Origin of the sequence: Millionella massiliensis (genome assembly GCF_900104655.1) — a bacterium.
Taxonomy (GTDB): Bacteria; Bacteroidota; Bacteroidia; order Bacteroidales; family Rikenellaceae; genus Rikenella; species Rikenella massiliensis.
On the sequence record NZ_FNWD01000002.1, the window covers coordinates 376,562 to 393,128 of the forward strand.

General features: G+C 55.1%; 15 protein-coding genes. 9 read left to right on the forward strand and 6 right to left on the reverse strand.

The annotated features are described in order from the left end of the window. Positions 1 to 5: 5 nt before the first annotated feature. On the reverse strand, positions 6 to 785 hold the full coding sequence (locus BQ5379_RS01550; RefSeq protein WP_071133810.1) for a sulfite exporter TauE/SafE family protein: 780 nt from the start codon (positions 783 to 785) through the stop codon (positions 6 to 8). Between the two features lie 6 nt (positions 786 to 791). Further along, positions 792 to 1,595, reverse strand: a complete 804-nt coding sequence (locus BQ5379_RS01555) for an amidohydrolase (RefSeq protein WP_071133811.1) — start codon at positions 1,593 to 1,595, stop codon at positions 792 to 794. Between the two features lie 152 nt (positions 1,596 to 1,747). On the opposite strand from BQ5379_RS01555, the gene BQ5379_RS01560 reads away from it, so the two are divergent. The 8 genes from BQ5379_RS01560 to BQ5379_RS01595 all read left to right on the forward strand — a co-directional run bounded on the left by BQ5379_RS01560 (position 1,748) and on the right by BQ5379_RS01595 (position 10,722). Continuing rightward, on the forward strand, positions 1,748 to 2,593 hold the full coding sequence (locus tag BQ5379_RS01560; protein ID WP_071133812.1) for a CvfB family protein: 846 nt from the start codon (positions 1,748 to 1,750) through the stop codon (positions 2,591 to 2,593). 139 nt (positions 2,594 to 2,732) lie between these two features. Beyond that, the gene (locus tag BQ5379_RS01565) at positions 2,733 to 3,995 is read left to right on the forward strand and encodes an adenylosuccinate synthase (RefSeq protein WP_071133813.1); all 1,263 of its coding nucleotides are present in this window, start codon (positions 2,733 to 2,735) and stop codon (positions 3,993 to 3,995) included. A 93-nt stretch (positions 3,996 to 4,088) separates the two neighbouring features. Beyond that, complete coding sequence (gene dapB / locus BQ5379_RS01570; RefSeq protein WP_071133814.1) at positions 4,089 to 4,814, forward strand: 4-hydroxy-tetrahydrodipicolinate reductase; 726 nt, start codon at positions 4,089 to 4,091, stop codon at positions 4,812 to 4,814. A gap of 18 nt (positions 4,815 to 4,832) precedes the next feature. Beyond that, positions 4,833 to 6,242 carry a signal peptidase I gene (lepB, locus tag BQ5379_RS01575; protein WP_235846015.1) on the forward strand — a complete coding sequence of 470 codons (1,410 nt, stop codon included), beginning with the start codon at positions 4,833 to 4,835 and terminating at the stop codon, positions 6,240 to 6,242. Between the two features lie 54 nt (positions 6,243 to 6,296). Further along, complete coding sequence (locus tag BQ5379_RS01580; protein ID WP_071133815.1) at positions 6,297 to 7,181, forward strand: electron transfer flavoprotein subunit beta/FixA family protein; 885 nt, start codon at positions 6,297 to 6,299, stop codon at positions 7,179 to 7,181. Positions 7,182 to 7,219: 38 nt separating this feature from the next. Next, the gene (locus BQ5379_RS01585) at positions 7,220 to 8,239 is read left to right on the forward strand and encodes an electron transfer flavoprotein subunit alpha/FixB family protein (RefSeq protein ID WP_071133816.1); all 1,020 of its coding nucleotides are present in this window, start codon (positions 7,220 to 7,222) and stop codon (positions 8,237 to 8,239) included. A 6-nt stretch (positions 8,240 to 8,245) separates the two neighbouring features. Then, positions 8,246 to 8,938: a DUF5041 domain-containing protein gene (locus BQ5379_RS01590; RefSeq protein ID WP_071133817.1), complete on the forward strand. Its 693-nt coding sequence runs from the start codon at positions 8,246 to 8,248 to the stop codon at positions 8,936 to 8,938. Between the two features lie 38 nt (positions 8,939 to 8,976). After that, the gene (locus BQ5379_RS01595) at positions 8,977 to 10,722 is read left to right on the forward strand and encodes an acyl-CoA dehydrogenase family protein (protein WP_071133818.1); all 1,746 of its coding nucleotides are present in this window, start codon (positions 8,977 to 8,979) and stop codon (positions 10,720 to 10,722) included. Between the two features lie 340 nt (positions 10,723 to 11,062). Here the strand turns inward: BQ5379_RS01595 and BQ5379_RS01600 are convergent, their stop codons facing one another. Genes BQ5379_RS01600 through BQ5379_RS01615 form a run of 4 tightly spaced genes read right to left on the reverse strand, consistent with a single transcriptional unit; the run spans position 11,063 to position 15,886 of the window. Beyond that, positions 11,063 to 12,955 (reverse strand): BamA/TamA family outer membrane protein, encoded by a 1,893-nt coding sequence (locus tag BQ5379_RS01600; RefSeq protein WP_143039361.1) that lies wholly within the window; start codon positions 12,953 to 12,955, stop codon positions 11,063 to 11,065. Beyond that, positions 12,948 to 13,655: a hypothetical protein gene (locus tag BQ5379_RS01605; protein WP_071133820.1), complete on the reverse strand. Its 708-nt coding sequence runs from the start codon at positions 13,653 to 13,655 to the stop codon at positions 12,948 to 12,950. Before BQ5379_RS01605 ends, BQ5379_RS01600 begins: the two co-directional genes overlap by 8 nt. 34 nt (positions 13,656 to 13,689) lie before the next feature. After that, positions 13,690 to 14,553 (reverse strand): 3-deoxy-8-phosphooctulonate synthase, encoded by an 864-nt coding sequence (gene kdsA / locus BQ5379_RS01610; RefSeq protein ID WP_262493649.1) that lies wholly within the window; start codon positions 14,551 to 14,553, stop codon positions 13,690 to 13,692. Positions 14,554 to 14,611: 58 nt separating this feature from the next. Beyond that, a complete protein-coding gene (locus BQ5379_RS01615; protein WP_083377520.1) occupies positions 14,612 to 15,886 on the reverse strand; it encodes a replication-associated recombination protein A in 1,275 nt (424 codons plus the stop codon). 196 nt (positions 15,887 to 16,082) lie between these two features. Here BQ5379_RS01615 and BQ5379_RS01620 point away from each other — a divergent pair, with 196 nt between their 5' ends. After that, positions 16,083 to 16,565, forward strand: a complete 483-nt coding sequence (locus BQ5379_RS01620) for a metallophosphoesterase family protein (RefSeq protein WP_071133821.1) — start codon at positions 16,083 to 16,085, stop codon at positions 16,563 to 16,565. Positions 16,566 to 16,567 lie beyond the last annotated feature (2 nt).

Here is a 16,567-nt window from a genome sequence, read left to right on the forward strand (position 1 = left end):
CGTCTCTAAAGTATATTATCCAACGCATTTTTGATGCTGATTATTTTGAGGAGGTCGAGTACGGTCAGTGCAATGAAGACGATCAGCATCCAACGCAGGAACTGGGTATTGATCCGCGTGGCGTACTTCGAGGCCACGTAAGCTCCGATTACGTTGCCGATGGCGTGTACGAAACCATAACCGTAGGCCACCTGTCCGTGGTACATGAAGACGGCCAGCGTGCACGGGATGTAGATCATCACGATAAAACTTTTGAGGGCGTTGGCCCGAATCACGTCGTAACCCATCCCCATGATGGTCAGCCCCATGATAACGTATCCCATCCCGATCTGAAAGGCGCCTCCGTAGAGCCCGACCAGAAAGAACCAGAAACAGTCGAGTTTTTTCACATCGCGGGGCGGTTTGCCATTCCCCTTCAGGATCCGGTTGGGGCTGAAAAGCAGTAGGGCCAGCAACAGAATCAGGATGGTCGAAAGAAGCATCACAAAGAGCGAGGGGTTGACCTGTGCAGCAAATTCAGCTCCGATCAGGGCTCCGAGGGCGGTCGGGATTCCGAGTTTCAATCCGACGGAAAAGTCCAGCAGGTGCTGTTTTCGGAAGTTGAACGCGGCAGCACCGACCTGAAACAGCACGGGCAGGCGGTTGGTACCGTTCGCGATACCGATAGGGAGCCCCAGGGCCGTATAAACCGAGATCGATACGGCGGCGGCAGCTCCGGCGAAGGTGTTGACCACCCCTACGAAAATGCCCGAACAGATCAGCAGTATAATGACCGAAAGGCTCACGACGATCTACTCCTCCGTCAAAGCATAGCTGTCGGCATCGAGGTGGGCCGGGAAACCTTTTCGGAAGGTCTCCAAAGCCTCCAGCGAGAGGGTGGCACTGGCCATACACTCGACCGAAGGCGTCGCTTCGGCAAGCGGCTGGCCCAGGTAGTCCAGGATGGCCGAATCGCCCGAATAGATGTTTTTCGGCTCCGTGCCACAACGGTTGACACCGATCACATAGGCCTGATTTTCGATGGCACGCGCCCGCAGCAGAGTGCTCCAGGCATAGCGACGCGATTCGGGCCAGCAGGCCACGTAAACCAGGACGTCGTAGTCCTGACGGTTGCGCGAGAAGACGGGGAAGCGCAGATCGTAGCAGATCAGCGGACAGATGCGGAATCCCTTGTAGTGGATGATCTGTCGCGAGTTGCCGCCCACATATTTTTCGTGCTCGCCGCCCATGCGGAACAGGTGACGTTTATTATAGGTAAGCCACACGCCGTCGGGCGCGAAGAAGAACAAACGGTTGAAATACCCCATCTCCGGCTCCGTCCGGCGAATGTGGTCGTGGATGGCGATGCTGGTGATGATGGCCTTTCCGCTGCTCACCGCCAGGTCGCGTATGGCGGTGACGATCTGTCCGTCCATCTCCTGAGCAATGGAGGCCGGATTCATGCTGAATCCCGTGGCGAACATCTCGGGCAGCACCACCAGGTCGGCATCACCCGCCTCGCGTTCGATCCACTCGGCCACTTTCCGACAATTTTCGGTCGGATTTTCCCATACAATATCCATCTGGAAGATGGCAACTTTCAGTTGTTTGTCCATGTCTGTCGAACTTCAAATTGAACGTATCGCGCAAAGTTACGCTTCCCGTGCCATTCCTGCAACGTCCGACAAGATTAATTTCATACGCAAACTTCGACGGAAAATTTTATCTTTGTCGCTGTAACCATACCGAGATAGATCTCCGAACTGATTTGATACGAGTAGCGAATTACAACCGGTTGACCATCGCGCGCGCGACTGACAACGGTCTTTACCTGGCTGACGACGAAGGAAAGGAAGTGCTGCTTCCGAACCGATACATCCCCAAAACATACAAGATCGGCGACCCGATCGAAGTTTTCATCTACACCGACTCGGAAGACCGGCTGGTAGCCACCACCGAGACCCCGAAAATCACAGAAGGAGGCATCGCCGCTCTTCAGGCCGTCGGTTTCAACTACCACGGGACCTTTCTGGACTGGGGTCTGCCCAAAGACCTCTTCGTGCCCAAACGGAACCAGCAGGCACCGATGCTGGTAGGGGAGTGGTACGTCGTGACGGTATATGTCGACAACGTCACAGGACGCGCCGTCGCCACCTCCAAACTCAATAAAATCATCAACAACGACGAAATCACCGTCCGCCCCAAAGAGGAGGTCGACATTCTGATCGCCGTGCGCAAGCCGAAAGGCTACCGCGTGGTCATCAACGACCGTCACTGGGGCATGTTGTACGACAATCAGATATTCACGGACGTCAAGTTGGGCATGCGCATGAAAGCCTACGTGCGCAAGATTGCCGACGACCACCGCATCGACGTGTCGCTCCAGCAGGAGGGATTCGACCAGGTCAAGATCGCCGCGCAGGAGATTCTGAAGATGCTCGACGAGGCCAACGGCACCCTGCCCGTGGGCGACAAGTCCGACCCCGAAGAGGTGCGCCTGCTGACCGGGATGAGCAAAAAAATCTTCAAACGCGCCGTGGGATACCTGATGAGCCGCGGCGTAGTGGCCAACGGAGATACGACCACCAAACGGATCGAGATGAAAAATATTTAACAATCCCGTTCGCCGTTACACCGATTTTTGTACCTTTACACGCCGGAACCCTCCGGACCAGCACCTCTTCCGGGCCCCAGCGCTCGACGAAGGGGTTTTCCGTGTGTTGGCATATTACTTTTACAAAAGACAACCATAAATGAAAGTTGACGTAGTTCTCGGCCTGCAATGGGGCGACGAAGGAAAAGGAAAAGTCGTGGACGTTCTGACGCCCGATTATCAAGTCATCGCCCGCTTCCAAGGCGGTCCGAATGCCGGACACTCGCTGCACTTCGCAGACAAAGTCCACGTACTCCGCTCCATCCCCTCGGGCATTTTCCGCGATAACGCCATCAATATCATCGGCAACGGCGTGGTGCTTGACCCCGTGATGTTCGCCCAGGAGATCGGCGAACTCGAACAACTGGGCGTCGATGTGACCGCCAAAATCCGCATCGCCAAAAAAGCCCACCTGATTCTGCCCACCCACCGGATGCTCGACGCCGCCAGCGAAGCCGCCAAAGGCAAATCCAAAATCGGCTCCACCCTTCGCGGCATCGGCCCCACCTATATGGACAAGACCGGCCGAAACGGTCTGCGCGTAGGCGACATCCTCTCGCCCTCGTTCATGGAACGCTACGAGAGACTCAAACAGAAACACGTCGCCATGCTGGCGCAGTTCGACTTCGAATACGACATCACCGAATACGAAGCACAGTGGTTCGAAGGGATCGAAACCCTCAAACGCTTTCCCATCATCGAATGCGAACACGAGACCAACCGACTGCTCAACAACGGTCAGGCCATCCTGGCCGAAGGTGCACAGGGCTCGCTGCTCGACGTCGACTACGGGACCTATCCCTTCGTAACCTCCTCGAACACCATCTGCGCAGGTGCCTGCATCGGACTGGGCGTCGCTCCCAACCGCATCGGCGAAGTGTACGGGATCTTCAAAGCCTACTGCACCCGCGTCGGCAGCGGTCCCTTCCCGACCGAACTCTTCGACCAGACCGGTAAAGACCTCCAGCAAATCGGTCATGAATTCGGTGCCGTGACCGGTCGCGAACGCCGCTGCGGCTGGCTCGACATGGTTGCCCTCAAATACAGCACCACCATCAACGGCGTAACGCAGCTCATCATGATGAAATCGGACGTGCTCAACACCTTCCCGACCATCAAAGTAGCCGTTGCTTACCGTATCGGCGACAAAGAGGTTACCGAGTTCCCCTACGAAACCAACGAAGAGATCACTCCGATCTACAAAGAGTTCGAAGGGTGGCAGTGTGACATCAACAAGATTCGCCGCTACGAAGACTTCCCGCGCCAGTTCAAGGAATATGTCGAATTCATTGAAAAAGAGACCGGCGTGCCCGTGAAGATCATCTCCGTCGGCCCCGACCGCGAAGAAACCATCGTTCGATAAAACGACCGTCCCGGACGGTTCACAGATAACCCAGAAAGCTAAAAACAAACCCGATTTTGTTTTTAGCTTTTTATTTATTACTTTCACCTTGTTATGAAAATTGCACTCATAGGTTACGGAAAAATGGGACACGAGATCGAGAAGATTCTCGTCTCCCGCGGACACACCCTCCCGCTGATTATCGACCAGGACAATACCGACCAGCTTACGGCCGAAAACCTGAACATATGCGACGTGGCCATCGAATTCACCACGCCCGCAACCGCATTCGACAACATCGTCACCTGCCTGAAGGCCGGCATCCCCACCGTCTGCGGCACCACCGCATGGCTCGACCGTCTGCCCGAAGTGACCGACCTCTGCCAGCAGACCTCCGGCGCCTTCTTCTACGCCTCGAACTACAGCATCGGCGTCAATATCTTCTTCGCCATCAACCGTCAGCTGGCCCGGATGATGAACCAGTTCCCCGAATACGACGTTACACTCAACGAAGTGCACCACGTACAGAAAAAAGACGCTCCCAGCGGTACCGCCGTCACCCTGGCTGAAGACATCCTTGCCGGCATCGACCGCAAAACCAGTTGGCACCTTGGCACCACCACCGACCGAGACAAACTCGAAGTGACCGCTCAGCGTCGCGCCATGGTTCCCGGCATCCACACCATCGTCTGGGAGTCCGATGCCGATACCATCACCATCGACCATAACGCCAAAAACCGCAGCGGGTTCGCCATGGGAGCCGTGCTGGCCGCCGAATACCTCGCCGACAAACGCGGCACAGGCAAAGTCTACGGCATGAAAGACCTGCTGGGCTTCTAACCCAAACCCCGACCTTACATGAAAAAAGCAATCGAGAAACTGCGCGAAATCTGGGGAAACAAGTGGGTCAAATTCTCCGTCGTGAGCGTGATCTACGTCCTCTGGTTCGTCGTGTGGACCCGGAACCTCCTTTGGCTGCTCGGTGTTGCCGTCATTTACGACATCTACATCAGCAAATATATCAACCGCATCTGGCTCGACCGGTACCGCGCCTACAAAAAGGAACACAAGGCCTTCCGCAAAACCATGGAGTGGGTCGAAGCGCTGCTCTTCGCCGTCGTGGTCGTCGTTCCGCTCAAGATCTACTTCTTCGGAATGTACGTCATTCCCTCTTCCTCCATGGAGCAGACCCTGCTCACGGGCGACTACATCTTTGTCAGCAAGCTCAGCTACGGCCCCAAGATGCCCAATACGCCGCTCTCATTCCCCTTTGTGCAAAACACCCTGCCGCTGACCAAAACCACCCCCTCCTACCTGGAGTGGATCCACTGGCCCTACAAACGGCTCGCCGGAACGGACAGCGTACGACGCGACGACGTGGTGGTTTTCAACTTTCCGGAGGGGGACACCGTTGCCCTCGGCAGCATCACCATCCCCGACGAATTCGGACGCAGCATGACAACCGACGTATCGACCACCAGCTATTACGATCTGGTTCGGAACCTCGGCCGCGAAAAGGTGTATAGCGAACTCAAAGTACTTTACCGCCCTGTCGACAAGCGCGAGAACTACATCAAACGTTGTATCGCCCTGCCCGGTGACACCATTCAGGTCGTCGAAGGGAATGTACTGGTCAACGGCCAACCCCAAAAGGAGATTCCCGGCGTGCAGTACGTTTATATCGTAAGCGTCACTTCACCCATTGGCAATCAGGCCTTTGAACGCCTGGGCATTAACCCCGAAGAGATCGGTTACAACGCCGAAATCGGACGTTACACCATGCCCCTCACGGCCGAGAATGTCGAACGACTGAAGAGCCTGCCTGAAGTGACCGACATCACCCGCTACGTCAACCGCATTCCGAGCGAATCGATCTTCCCCCACGACCCCATGCAATATCCATGGACCGAAGACATGTTCGGTCCGCTGTGGGTGCCCCGGGCCGGGGCGACCGTGCCGCTGAACCTGACGACCCTCCCGCTTTACGAGCGAATCATCCGCAACTACGAAGGGAACGCATTGGATGTAAATCGGGCCGACAGTACGATTTACATCAACGGCTCGCTGGCAACCAGTTACACGTTCCAAATGGACTATTACTTCATGATGGGCGACAACCGACACAACTCGGCCGACTCACGATTCTGGGGTTTTGTACCCGTCGACCACATCGAAGGTAAAGCCTCCTTCGTATGGCTCTCCATCACTCCCGGTAAAAATGTTTTCAGCGGTATCCGCTGGAACCGCATGTTCCGCGGCATACACTAAGCTAAAGTACAAATAACGAAGTCAAACAAAAACGTACCCAAACACTTACAATTTATGAACGAAGCACTGAAGATAGTCGTTCTCGCCAAACAGGTTCCCGATACGCGGAACGTCGGCAAGGACGCTATGAAAGAGGACGGCACCGTCAACCGAGCAGCCCTGCCAGCCATCTTCAACCCCGAAGACCTGAATGCACTGGAACAAGCCCTGCGCATCAAGGACCGTTATCCGGAATCGACCATCACCATTCTCACCATGGGCCCGTTCCGTGCAGCAGAAGTGATCCGCGAAGCCATGTTCCGCGGAGCCGACGGCGGCGTACTTCTGACCGACCGCAAATTCGCCGGAGCCGATACCCTGGCCACCAGCTACACGCTGGCCTGCGCCATCCGTAAAATGAATCCCGATCTGATCATCGCCGGCCGTCAGGCCATCGACGGCGATACCGCCCAGGTAGGGCCTCAGGTAGCCGAAAAACTCGGTCTGCCGCAGGTAACCTACGCCGAAGCGATTGACGGCATCGACACACAGGCCGCTGAGATCACCATCCGCCGTCGTCTGGAACGCGGGGTCGAAACCGTCACCATGAAACTGCCCGGCGTCATCACCGTCAACGCCAGCGCTCCCGAATGCCGCCCGCGCAACGCCAAAATGGTGATGAAATACAAGCACGCCCGCACCGTCAGCGAAGTTCAGCAACAGCAGGAAGATTACTACATGGAGTTGCGTCAGGAACGCTCCTACCTCAGTATTCCGGAGTGGGGTGCCGCCGACGTGAATGCCGAAGAAGCATCGCTCGGTCTGAGCGGATCGCCGACCAAAGTGAAAAAAATCGAAAATATCGTCTTCCAGGCCAAAGAGGCCAAACACCTGACCGGAGAAGACGGCGATATCGAAGGACTTATCAAAGAACTCATCGCATCACATACAATCGGTTAATCTCACTCACCTAAACTCACACTTCAAAAGGAATTACCATGAACAACATATTCGTTTATTGCGAGATTGAAGACGGGAAAGTGGCCGACGTTTCGCTGGAACTGCTCACCAAAGCACGTGCCCTGGCCCAGACCCTCGGCTGCAAAGTCGAAGCACTCGCCATCGGACACAACCTCCAGGGAATCGAAACGCAGCTGGCCGCCTACGGCGCCGAAATCGTCCACGTAGCCGACGGCGAAGAGTTGGCACCCTTCCGCACGCTGCCTCACGCCTCGATCATCTGCGGCGTGTTCAAGGCCGAACAGCCCCAAATCGCCCTCTTCGGAGCCACCTGCGTCGGCCGTGACCTCGCCCCGCGCGTATCGTCGGCCCTGCACAGCGGCCTGACCGCCGACTGTACCTCGCTCGAAATCGGCGACCACACCGAAGCCCGCACCGGTAAAGAGTACAAAAACCTGCTCTATCAGATCCGTCCGGCCTTCGGCGGCAACATCATCGCAACCATCATCAACCCCGATCATCGTCCCCAGATGGCCACCGTACGCGAAGGTGTCATGAAGATGGAACCCGTTGCCAACCCCGCACCCGCCGAAGTTAAAACCGTCGACTACAAACAATACCTCAGCGACACCGACTTTGCCGTGAAGATCATCGCCCGCGAAATGGAAGAGCGCAAAATCAACATCAAAGGCGCCTCCATCATCGTTGCCGGCGGTTACGGCATGGGATCCAAAGAGGGATTCGGTCTGCTGTACCAACTGGCTGAAGTGCTCGGCGCCGAAGTCGGAGCATCGCGTGCAGCCGTCGACGCAGGCTTTGCCGAACACGAACGTCAGATTGGTCAAACCGGCGTTACCGTACGCCCGAAACTCTACATCGCCTGCGGTATTTCGGGCCAGATTCAGCACACCGCCGGTATGGACGGCAGCTCGATGGTCATCTCGATCAACACCGACCCCGATGCCCCCATCAACAAAATTGCCGACTACGCCATCGTGGGTGACGTCAATACCGTCATTCCCAAGATGATCAAATACTACAAACAGAACAGCAAGTAGTTCTCCATGCACCGCAAAATATTGTCCGCAATTGCAGCACTCGCCCTCGCCGGAGGAGTCGCATCGGCCCAACGCATCGAGCCGGTCGATCCCAACGTGCAGGATATTATCCGGACGCTCAATGCCAACGGATACGAGTTCTACAGCTTCGACCTCAGTACATTCAACGACAAGACCTATGAGATCGAAGTGTACATCCAGGAAGGCGACAGTACCGGTCTGCTCACAGACAATGAAATTCGCGGTGCGGGTTGGCAGAGCCGACGATTTTTGAAAGATATTCCCGAAGAGTATCGGCAGAAAGTAACACCCATCGATCCAGTGACCGGACTGATCGACCAAATCTCCCGAATCGGCATATCCATAGCTCCAGAAACCGATTCAACGGTAATCGCTCGCATCAGTCTCGGAAAATACGGAATATCACAGGTATTAAAACAACAGCCGATCATACGCTACAAGGAGGGTCAGCAGATCCTGTATCGCACGTACGGAGTTCGATCTTTCAAAATCGAAACATTTGAATCCGGGAAAGACATTCCGCTGGTAATGTATGCCTCCTATTGGTTTGATCCACAAGCCAATTCGTATCGTCTGTGCGGAGAGGAGGAGATCGACCCCGACCTGTCGACACCCATCCTGAAAAACATCCCGCATTACTACGTAATCGGGATTCGGCTGACCGAAAAACCCGAATAAACCATCCCAACAGGTTTAAACCCTTTAACTTACAAGCAATGGCCAACTTCTTTTTAGATAACAAAGACCTTCAATACCATCTGGGGCACCCCCTGATGAAAAAGATCGTGGACCTCAAAGAGCAGGGCTTCCGCGACAAAGACCAATACGACTACGCGCCGGTAGACTTCGAAGACGCCATCGACAGCTATAAGCGCGTCCTCGAAATCGTGGGCGACGTCACCGCCAACACCATCGCCCCCAACGCCGATTCCGTGGATAAAGAGGGCCCCCGTGTCGAAAACGACCGCGTGATCTATGCCCGCGGCACTCAGGAAAACCACGACATGCTGACCCAGGCCGGCGTTTACGGCATCTCGCTGCCGCGCCGCTTCGGCGGTCTCAACTTCCCGCTCGTTCCCTACGTCATGACCTGCGAACTGGTCAGCCGCGCCGATGCCGGTTTCGGAAATATCTGGGGATTGCAGGACTGTGCCGAAACCCTCCACGAATTCGCCAGCGAAGAGATCAATGCCGAATTCCTCCCGCAGATTAACAAAGGTGCCACGGCAGCCATGGACCTCACCGAGCCCGATGCCGGTTCGGACCTTCAAGCCGTGATGCTCAAAGCCACCCCGAATCCCGATAAACCCGGCGAATGGTTGCTTAACGGCGTGAAACGCTTCATCACCAACGGTGACGGCGATATCTCGCTCGTATTGGCACGCTCCGAAGAGGGTACCACCGACGCCCGCGGTCTCTCGCTGTTCGTCTATGACAAGAAGAACATGGCGGTCAAAGTGCGTCGCATCGAGCACAAACTCGGGATCATCGGTTCGCCGACCTGCGAACTGGTCTTCACCAACGCTCCCGCAAAACTCGTCGGTGACCGCAAAATGGGGCTTATCAAATACGTTATGGCCCTGATGAACTCGGCCCGTCTGGGTATCGGCGCCCAATCGGTCGGCATCATGGAAGCCGCCTATCGCGAAGCCCTCAAATACGCCCATGAACGCGAACAGTTCGGCAAACCGATCATCCAGTTCCCGGCCGTGTACGAACTGCTGACCAACATGAAAGCCCGTCTGCAGGCCAGCCGCGCACTGCTGTATGAAACCGCCCGCTTCGTAGACGTCTACAAGAACTACTTCCACATCGAAAAAGAGCGCAAACTCACCAAAGAGGAACGCGACGAGATGAAGAAGTACCAGAAACTGGCAGACGCATACACCCCGCTGCTGAAACTCTTCTCGTCGGAGTACAGCAACAGCGTGGCATACGATGCACTGCAAATTCACGGCGGTTCGGGCTTCATGAAAGATTACGCCATCGAACGCATCTACCGCGACGCCCGTATCACCACCATCTACGAAGGGACCTCGCAACTGCAGGTAGTGGCAGCCATCCGCGGCGTCACCACCGGCGTGCTGCTCGGCCAGATGCAGGGGTATGAGGCCATCAAACCCGTCGCAGAGATGGAAAACCAGTACCGTACGCTCGTTGCCATGCGCCAACAGTACGAAGAGGCCGTGAAGAACGTACACGAACTTTCGAGCCAGGATTCCGAACTGCTCGACTTCCACGCACGCCGACTGGTTGAAATGGGCGGTTACATCATCATGGGCCACCTGATGCTGCAACAGGCCAGCGATCCCGAAGTAGGGGAGAACTACCGCATTTCCGCCATTGCCTTCATCAAAGAGGGTGAGGCCAAATGCAATGCTCACCTCACCTATATCAAAGGCTCTGACCCTGACAGCCTCGGGTACTTCAAGATGGTACTCGACGAAAACGTCGAAGCATAAGGTTTCGGGATGCACCGCATCCCACTAAAGTTTTTCTGGTTCTCTTTGTTCACAAAGAGAACGCCCGCGCGGCGAGCGCACAAATTGAGTGAGCTGTTGATTTTACATGATCAACAGCTCACTCAATTTTAAATACCCCTCAGGGTTATGCTCCTTCTAAATACCTTAAAGATTTATCCAAAGAAAACACCTCAGCCTATCCCATTTCCCAAAAAGAACGCCGTCCGGACATTGAACTTCCGTCCGTTAGCACCTATCCATAACGAACCTCATTTCTCCCCCAATAACACACTCATCCACGTATAATAACTTTCGCCATTAATATCCCACCCCCAAGATACTACTGATAAGGAATAATCTGAGGCTGCCTCGGAGCAAAATTGCCCTCCTCAAAATTCTGTTCGTTCGAGATTGAAAAATAGCTGTATCCCACCTCGGGCGGTCGATTGAAGGCATATCCGAGACGAATCTCGATATTATTGAAAATCAGACGTTCATTCTTGATTCGTACCCCGGCCCCAATGGCCCCGGTAAAACGATTACGAAAAATATTGTTATTGTAACCCAGCCACCCGGCGTCACCAAACAGGAAAAATGCAAACCGAAACTGATACAGATATAACGGTGTGAACAGTACCGTTTCAGTGCTGAGCGTCATCCGATTATAACCCGTCATCCAGCTGTTCGCCGAGAGTCCGCGGATACCCAACCCCTGTTGCTTTTCATACCTCAAAGCCTCGCGTTCCCCCTCCAGTCGATTGAATCCCATTGTGGTAGAAAGTTGCAGGAATTGGCGGATATAGTTGGTCCGCAAGCGTACCAGCGGAGAGAAATACTTCAACTGCCCCTTGATGACAGACTGCTGAGGGGTATAGTCCGACGTGAAATAGGAACCGAGTGCAACCCCTCCTTCCAAATAATGATTTCCCAATAAATTACCCCAATAAAACCGAAGGCCCCAATAGTCACGTGCACCGAGCCATACGTCCCACTGCCGACCTCCAATCAACTCGGCACGAAAACCATAGGGCAAGTCTTCGGTACGACCGTAGCCGTAAATCATGTTCCCCTGGAAGTAGTTGCGCCGTGCCACGCCGACACTGACCAGAAACTGAATATCGTTATGATAGTAGGGGTTCAACGTCTCGCTTAGCGGCGGTGCATTCATAAACTGCTCTTTGGTCAGCGAGACAGCCGTATAGATACTCGTTCCGTTCCTCCAGTTCAGACACCAAGATTTGCCGCCCCATCCGCCCAACTGCAGTTTGTTGATATAGTAGGACGTGTCGCTAAGGGTCATGTCCTCACGGGCATAGGTGCGCCCGACGTTGATCCCATAGCCCCAGTCGGAGGGCAGTATAAAAGGATGATCGACCGAAAATTGACCGCTGTTGCAATTAGCCCCGACCCCCATCTGCAAAGCAACGTCGGTAAAAGAACCGAGCAAATTGCGGGCCGTATAATTGATCTGCGTACCAATGTTACTGAGACCCTGTTCGCTCGAAAAGGTCAGTTTGAGTTCATCGCCCAGGCCCAGAAAGTTTCGATCGAACACAGCCAGACGTTTGTCGATGCTTCCGACCTTGACGTCGGCACTGATTGACCAGTTGTCACGGGCAAAAATGCTGACGGTCACGGCTGTCGAATCATTCGGGTCCTCCATGACCACGAAATAGGCCGTCGCAAGATTAGGTAGATTACGCAGCAACTCTTCGTTGATCCCCATGGCATAGGGATTGACCGTATCGCCGACTTCAAACAGCAGATTCTGCATCAGCTGCTTCTTTCGGGTGGGAATATGGATTTTGTCCATCAATCGCGGCAGCCAGCCGATCTCGACCGATGAGTCGCGCGGCGAGAAGACGTTGGCATGGGTCAGGTGGATCGCCGAGATGCGTTTGCCGGAAAACTGTTCGAAATAGCGCCGGTTCTGCTTGAAGTCGAGTGAGGGCATCCCTTCGTCGCTGCTGTTGCCGGCGCGTATCAGTGAACGAAAGAGAAAACGGGTCAACGGATTTTTGTATTCACGCATCCGAAGCGTGTCGTAGAATGCGTCGGCTTTTTCGCTCTGCTCGCGATAGTTGAAGGGAACGATCGCATTCTCGCTATGTATCTGTTCGTCGTAATTTCGGGAGGACCTGGCTCGGCCCGTTGAAGGTGGAGTCTGGCCGTTGGCAATGGCGGCCAGACTAAATAGAAAGAGAGTAAAGGCAATATGTCTGCATCTACACATCGTCTGAGCGGAACTGATACCCCAACCGTTTCCCGGTTTGGAGTTTCGAGTTCTCGATTTTCGTATTCATCTGGTCGACGGTGACCAGTTTGATGGTGTCGTAGGGCGGGACGAGCAGGTCGAAATCCAGCGTATAGGCCATGGTGTTTTCGATAATCTCGGTCAGCGCCTCGGGCGTAATGGCTCCCTGGCCAAAGCGGTCGTGACGGAAGGTCACCTGCCGTTTGCCTTCGACCATGTATTGGAAGTCACGGTTGATGAAGATACGGGCCACGAGATACCCCTCGTCGGCCGAACGGTTGTATTTGAACGAGTCGGACAGGAAGTTGTAGATATTGATAATGCCGCAATAGGCGTTCTGCTTGTCCTGTTTGACGTAGGAGTTCTGCCAGATGATATTCTCGCGTTCGAACTGGAATACGTTGGTGTGCATGCTGAAAATCAGGATATCGCCGGCCATCTGGAGCTGGGCTTCGAATTTACCGCGATCGCGATACTCCATCTTCACACGTTTGTCGGTCGTTCCTTCCAGCTGTTCGTTCACCTCCACGGCGTACTCCTGCAGGATCTCTTTCAACTGGCCGAAAACCTGCTGGGTGTTGTCGAAAATATGTTGCAACAGGGCTGATTTGGTTCTCAGCGTTTCGATAATCTGTTCGCGTTTGCTGTCAACGGCGGATGTCGTCGTAGTCTCTTCCATCTTGGGGTTTAAAATGTATGGTATCGGGGTTGGGTTAGAATGTCAGAATGGTTTTCCGAATGGCCACGAGTTTCTCCAACATGGCTTCCATGCGGTCGAGGTGCAGCATGTTGGCTCCGTCGGAGAGGGCGCAGGCCGGATTGGGGTGGGTCTCGACGAACAGCCCGTCGGCACCAACGGCAATGGCAGCCCGGGCAATGGTTTCGATCATTTCGGGATGACCGCCGGTCACACCGCTGCTCTGGTTAGGCTGCTGGAGTGAGTGGGTGATGTCCACCACCACCGGGAAACCGGTTTTCTGCATGGTCGGAATACCGCGAAAGTCGACAATCAGATCCTGGTAGCCGAACATGGTTCCACGGTCGGTCAGCATGATGTTGTGGTTCCCGCATTCCGTAATCTTTTCGGCTGCAAAAACCATCGATTCGGGAGCCAGAAACTGTCCCTTCTTGATATTGATCCACTTGCCGGTTTCGGCGGCTGCGGTCAGCAGGTCGGTTTGACGGCAGAGGAAAGCCGGAATCTGAAGCACATCGACATACTCGGCAGCCATGGCGGCCTCTTCGGGGTTGTGAATATCAGTCACGACCGGGACTCCGAACTCGCGTCGCACTTTAGCCAGCAGGTTCAGCGCCTGCACATCACCGATTCCGGTAAACGAGTCGGCACGGCTTCGGTTAGCTTTGCGATAGGAGGCCTTGAAAATATAGGGAATGCCCAGACGCGAGGTAATCTCGACCATCCGGGCGGCAGTGTTCATCACAACCTCTTCGTTTTCGACCACGCAGGGGCCGGCCATCAGGAAGAAGGGTCCTTTTTTGTTGTCATCGGTAAATCCGGGAATCTCGACACGAATATCTTTGCTCTTGGAGCCCGAATGGCTGTATTTCATCGTCATAGTGAAGGATAGTATTTTCTGTAAATCTAATCATTTTCCGGATAATGCCAAGCACGCTTTAGTATTTTCCGCGCCAAAGTTCGTCCATACGCGCCTTGAGACGCTCCTCGGCAGGATTGTCGGCCGGTTCCCAAAAGCGGGTGCCGCTCATTCCCTCGGGCATGAACTCCAGATCGACAAAATGGCCGGGGTAGTCGTGGGCATATTTGTAGCCGGTGGCATAGCCGGCCTTCGCCATCAGCTGGGTGGGGGCGTTGCGCAGGTGGAGCGGTACGGGACGGTACCCTTCGCTTTCGACCTGAGCCAGCGCCTTGTTGATGGCCATGTAAGCCGAATTGCTTTTGGGCGACGTGGCCAGATAGATGGTCGTTTCGGCCAGCGTGATACGCGCTTCGGGCATGCCGATGTTGTGCACCGTATTAAAGCAGGCTTCGGCCAACAACAGGGCGTTGGGATTGGCCAGCCCAATGTCTTCGGAGGCAGAAATGCAGAGACGACGTGCAATGAATCGCGGTTCCTCGCCACCGGCCAGCATCCGGGCCAGGTAGTAGATGGCGGCATTGGGATCGCTCCCGCGGATACTTTTGATGAAAGCCGAGATGACGTCGTAATGTTCCTCGCCGTTCTTGTCGTACCGGGCCACGTTCTGTTGCAGGGAGTTACGGACGGTTTCGTTGTCGATCAGGACTTCACCACCTTCGGCTGTGCTGCATATCATATCGACGATATTCAGCAGTTTCCGGGCGTCTCCGCCGCTGAAACTCAGCAGGGCATCGGTCTCCCTGACGTCGATCTTCATCTCTTTGAGCACCGTATCTTCGGTCACGGCACGGTGCAGAAGGGTGAGCAGATCCTCGTCGGAGAGGGGCTTCAGAATATAAACCTGACAGCGCGAGAGCAGCGGCCGAATGACCTCGAACGAAGGGTTTTCGGTCGTCGCCCCGATCAGCGTCACGACGCCTTGTTCGACGGCCCCGAGCAGCGAATCCTGCTGCGCCTTGTTGAAACGGTGGATTTCGTCGATAAAGAGAATCGGCGGTGCCGAATCGAAAAAGCGGCTCGACCGGGCCTTCTCCAACACGTCGCGCACCTCCTTGACGCCGGCATTGATGGCGCTCAGCGTAAAGAACTGGCGCTCCAGCGAACGGGCCATGATCTGTGCCAAGGTGGTTTTCCCCACGCCGGGAGGCCCCCAAAGGATGAACGACGAGAGGTTTCGGGTCGCCACGAACCTGCGCAGCACCCCTTCGGGTCCGACCAGGTGGGTCTGACCGATATATTGGTCGAGCGTCCGGGGACGCATCCGCTCTGCCAAGGGAATATTACTCATCATAGAACAAAGGTAATCTTTTCCGCGGGGATTATCCAGCGGATTTCGCCGAGATCGTGGGCGGCCGGCGAAACAGGTTCCCACGGGACAACAGGATGGAGCAGGAGATATGCCGCAGAGTTGGTTTCGCAAAAAACGTCACGGTTCCGACGTCTAATTTTTATACCTTTGGTGCGACATTGACCCCACTGTACACCCCATGATACGAATAGGTTTGATCTCCGACACGCACGGCACGTTCGACGACCCGGTGATGCGGTTTCTCGACCCCGTCGAGCAGATCTGGCACGCCGGAGACATCGGTTCGCTCGAACTGGCCGACCGGATCGCCGCGTTCCGGCCGCTGACGGCCGTCTACGGCAACATCGACGACCATCGGGTGCGCACGGTCTATCCCAAATTCAAACACCTGATCTGCGAAAATCTGAGCGTCGTGATCACCCACATCGGCGGCTATCCGGGCCACTACCAGCCCGAAGCCCGCATGTGGATCGAACAGGTCCATCCACGCCTGTTCATCAGCGGCCACTCGCACATCCTCAAAGTTATGAACGACCGCCGATACAACCTGCTGCACATGAATCCCGGAGCCGCCGGCCATGGGTACCAGGGCATCCGCACCGCACTGCGCTTCGTTGTGGACGACGACCGCATCACCGAAGTGGAGGTCGGTGAATTCTAAGC

Excerpts from the sequence above, each read along its gene's own strand:
- BQ5379_RS01555 (WP_071133811.1), bottom strand. The coding sequence starts at position 1,595 with ATGGACAAACAACTGAAAGTTGCCATCTTCCAGATGGATATTGTATGG.
- BQ5379_RS01565 (WP_071133813.1), top strand. The coding sequence starts at position 2,733 with ATGAAAGTTGACGTAGTTCTCGGCCTGCAATGGGGCGACGAAGGAAAA.
- dapB (WP_071133814.1), top strand. The coding sequence starts at position 4,089 with ATGAAAATTGCACTCATAGGTTACGGAAAAATGGGACACGAGATCGAG.
- lepB (WP_235846015.1), top strand. The coding sequence starts at position 4,833 with ATGAAAAAAGCAATCGAGAAACTGCGCGAAATCTGGGGAAACAAGTGG.
- BQ5379_RS01580 (WP_071133815.1), top strand. The coding sequence starts at position 6,297 with ATGAACGAAGCACTGAAGATAGTCGTTCTCGCCAAACAGGTTCCCGAT.
- BQ5379_RS01585 (WP_071133816.1), top strand. The coding sequence starts at position 7,220 with ATGAACAACATATTCGTTTATTGCGAGATTGAAGACGGGAAAGTGGCC.
- BQ5379_RS01590 (WP_071133817.1), top strand. The coding sequence starts at position 8,246 with ATGCACCGCAAAATATTGTCCGCAATTGCAGCACTCGCCCTCGCCGGA.
- BQ5379_RS01595 (WP_071133818.1), top strand. The coding sequence starts at position 8,977 with ATGGCCAACTTCTTTTTAGATAACAAAGACCTTCAATACCATCTGGGG.
- BQ5379_RS01600 (WP_143039361.1), bottom strand. The coding sequence starts at position 12,955 with ATGTGTAGATGCAGACATATTGCCTTTACTCTCTTTCTATTTAGTCTG.
- BQ5379_RS01605 (WP_071133820.1), bottom strand. The coding sequence starts at position 13,655 with ATGGAAGAGACTACGACGACATCCGCCGTTGACAGCAAACGCGAACAG.
- kdsA (WP_262493649.1), bottom strand. The coding sequence starts at position 14,553 with ATGACGATGAAATACAGCCATTCGGGCTCCAAGAGCAAAGATATTCGT.
- BQ5379_RS01615 (WP_083377520.1), bottom strand. The coding sequence starts at position 15,886 with ATGATGAGTAATATTCCCTTGGCAGAGCGGATGCGTCCCCGGACGCTC.
- BQ5379_RS01620 (WP_071133821.1), top strand. The coding sequence starts at position 16,083 with ATGATACGAATAGGTTTGATCTCCGACACGCACGGCACGTTCGACGAC.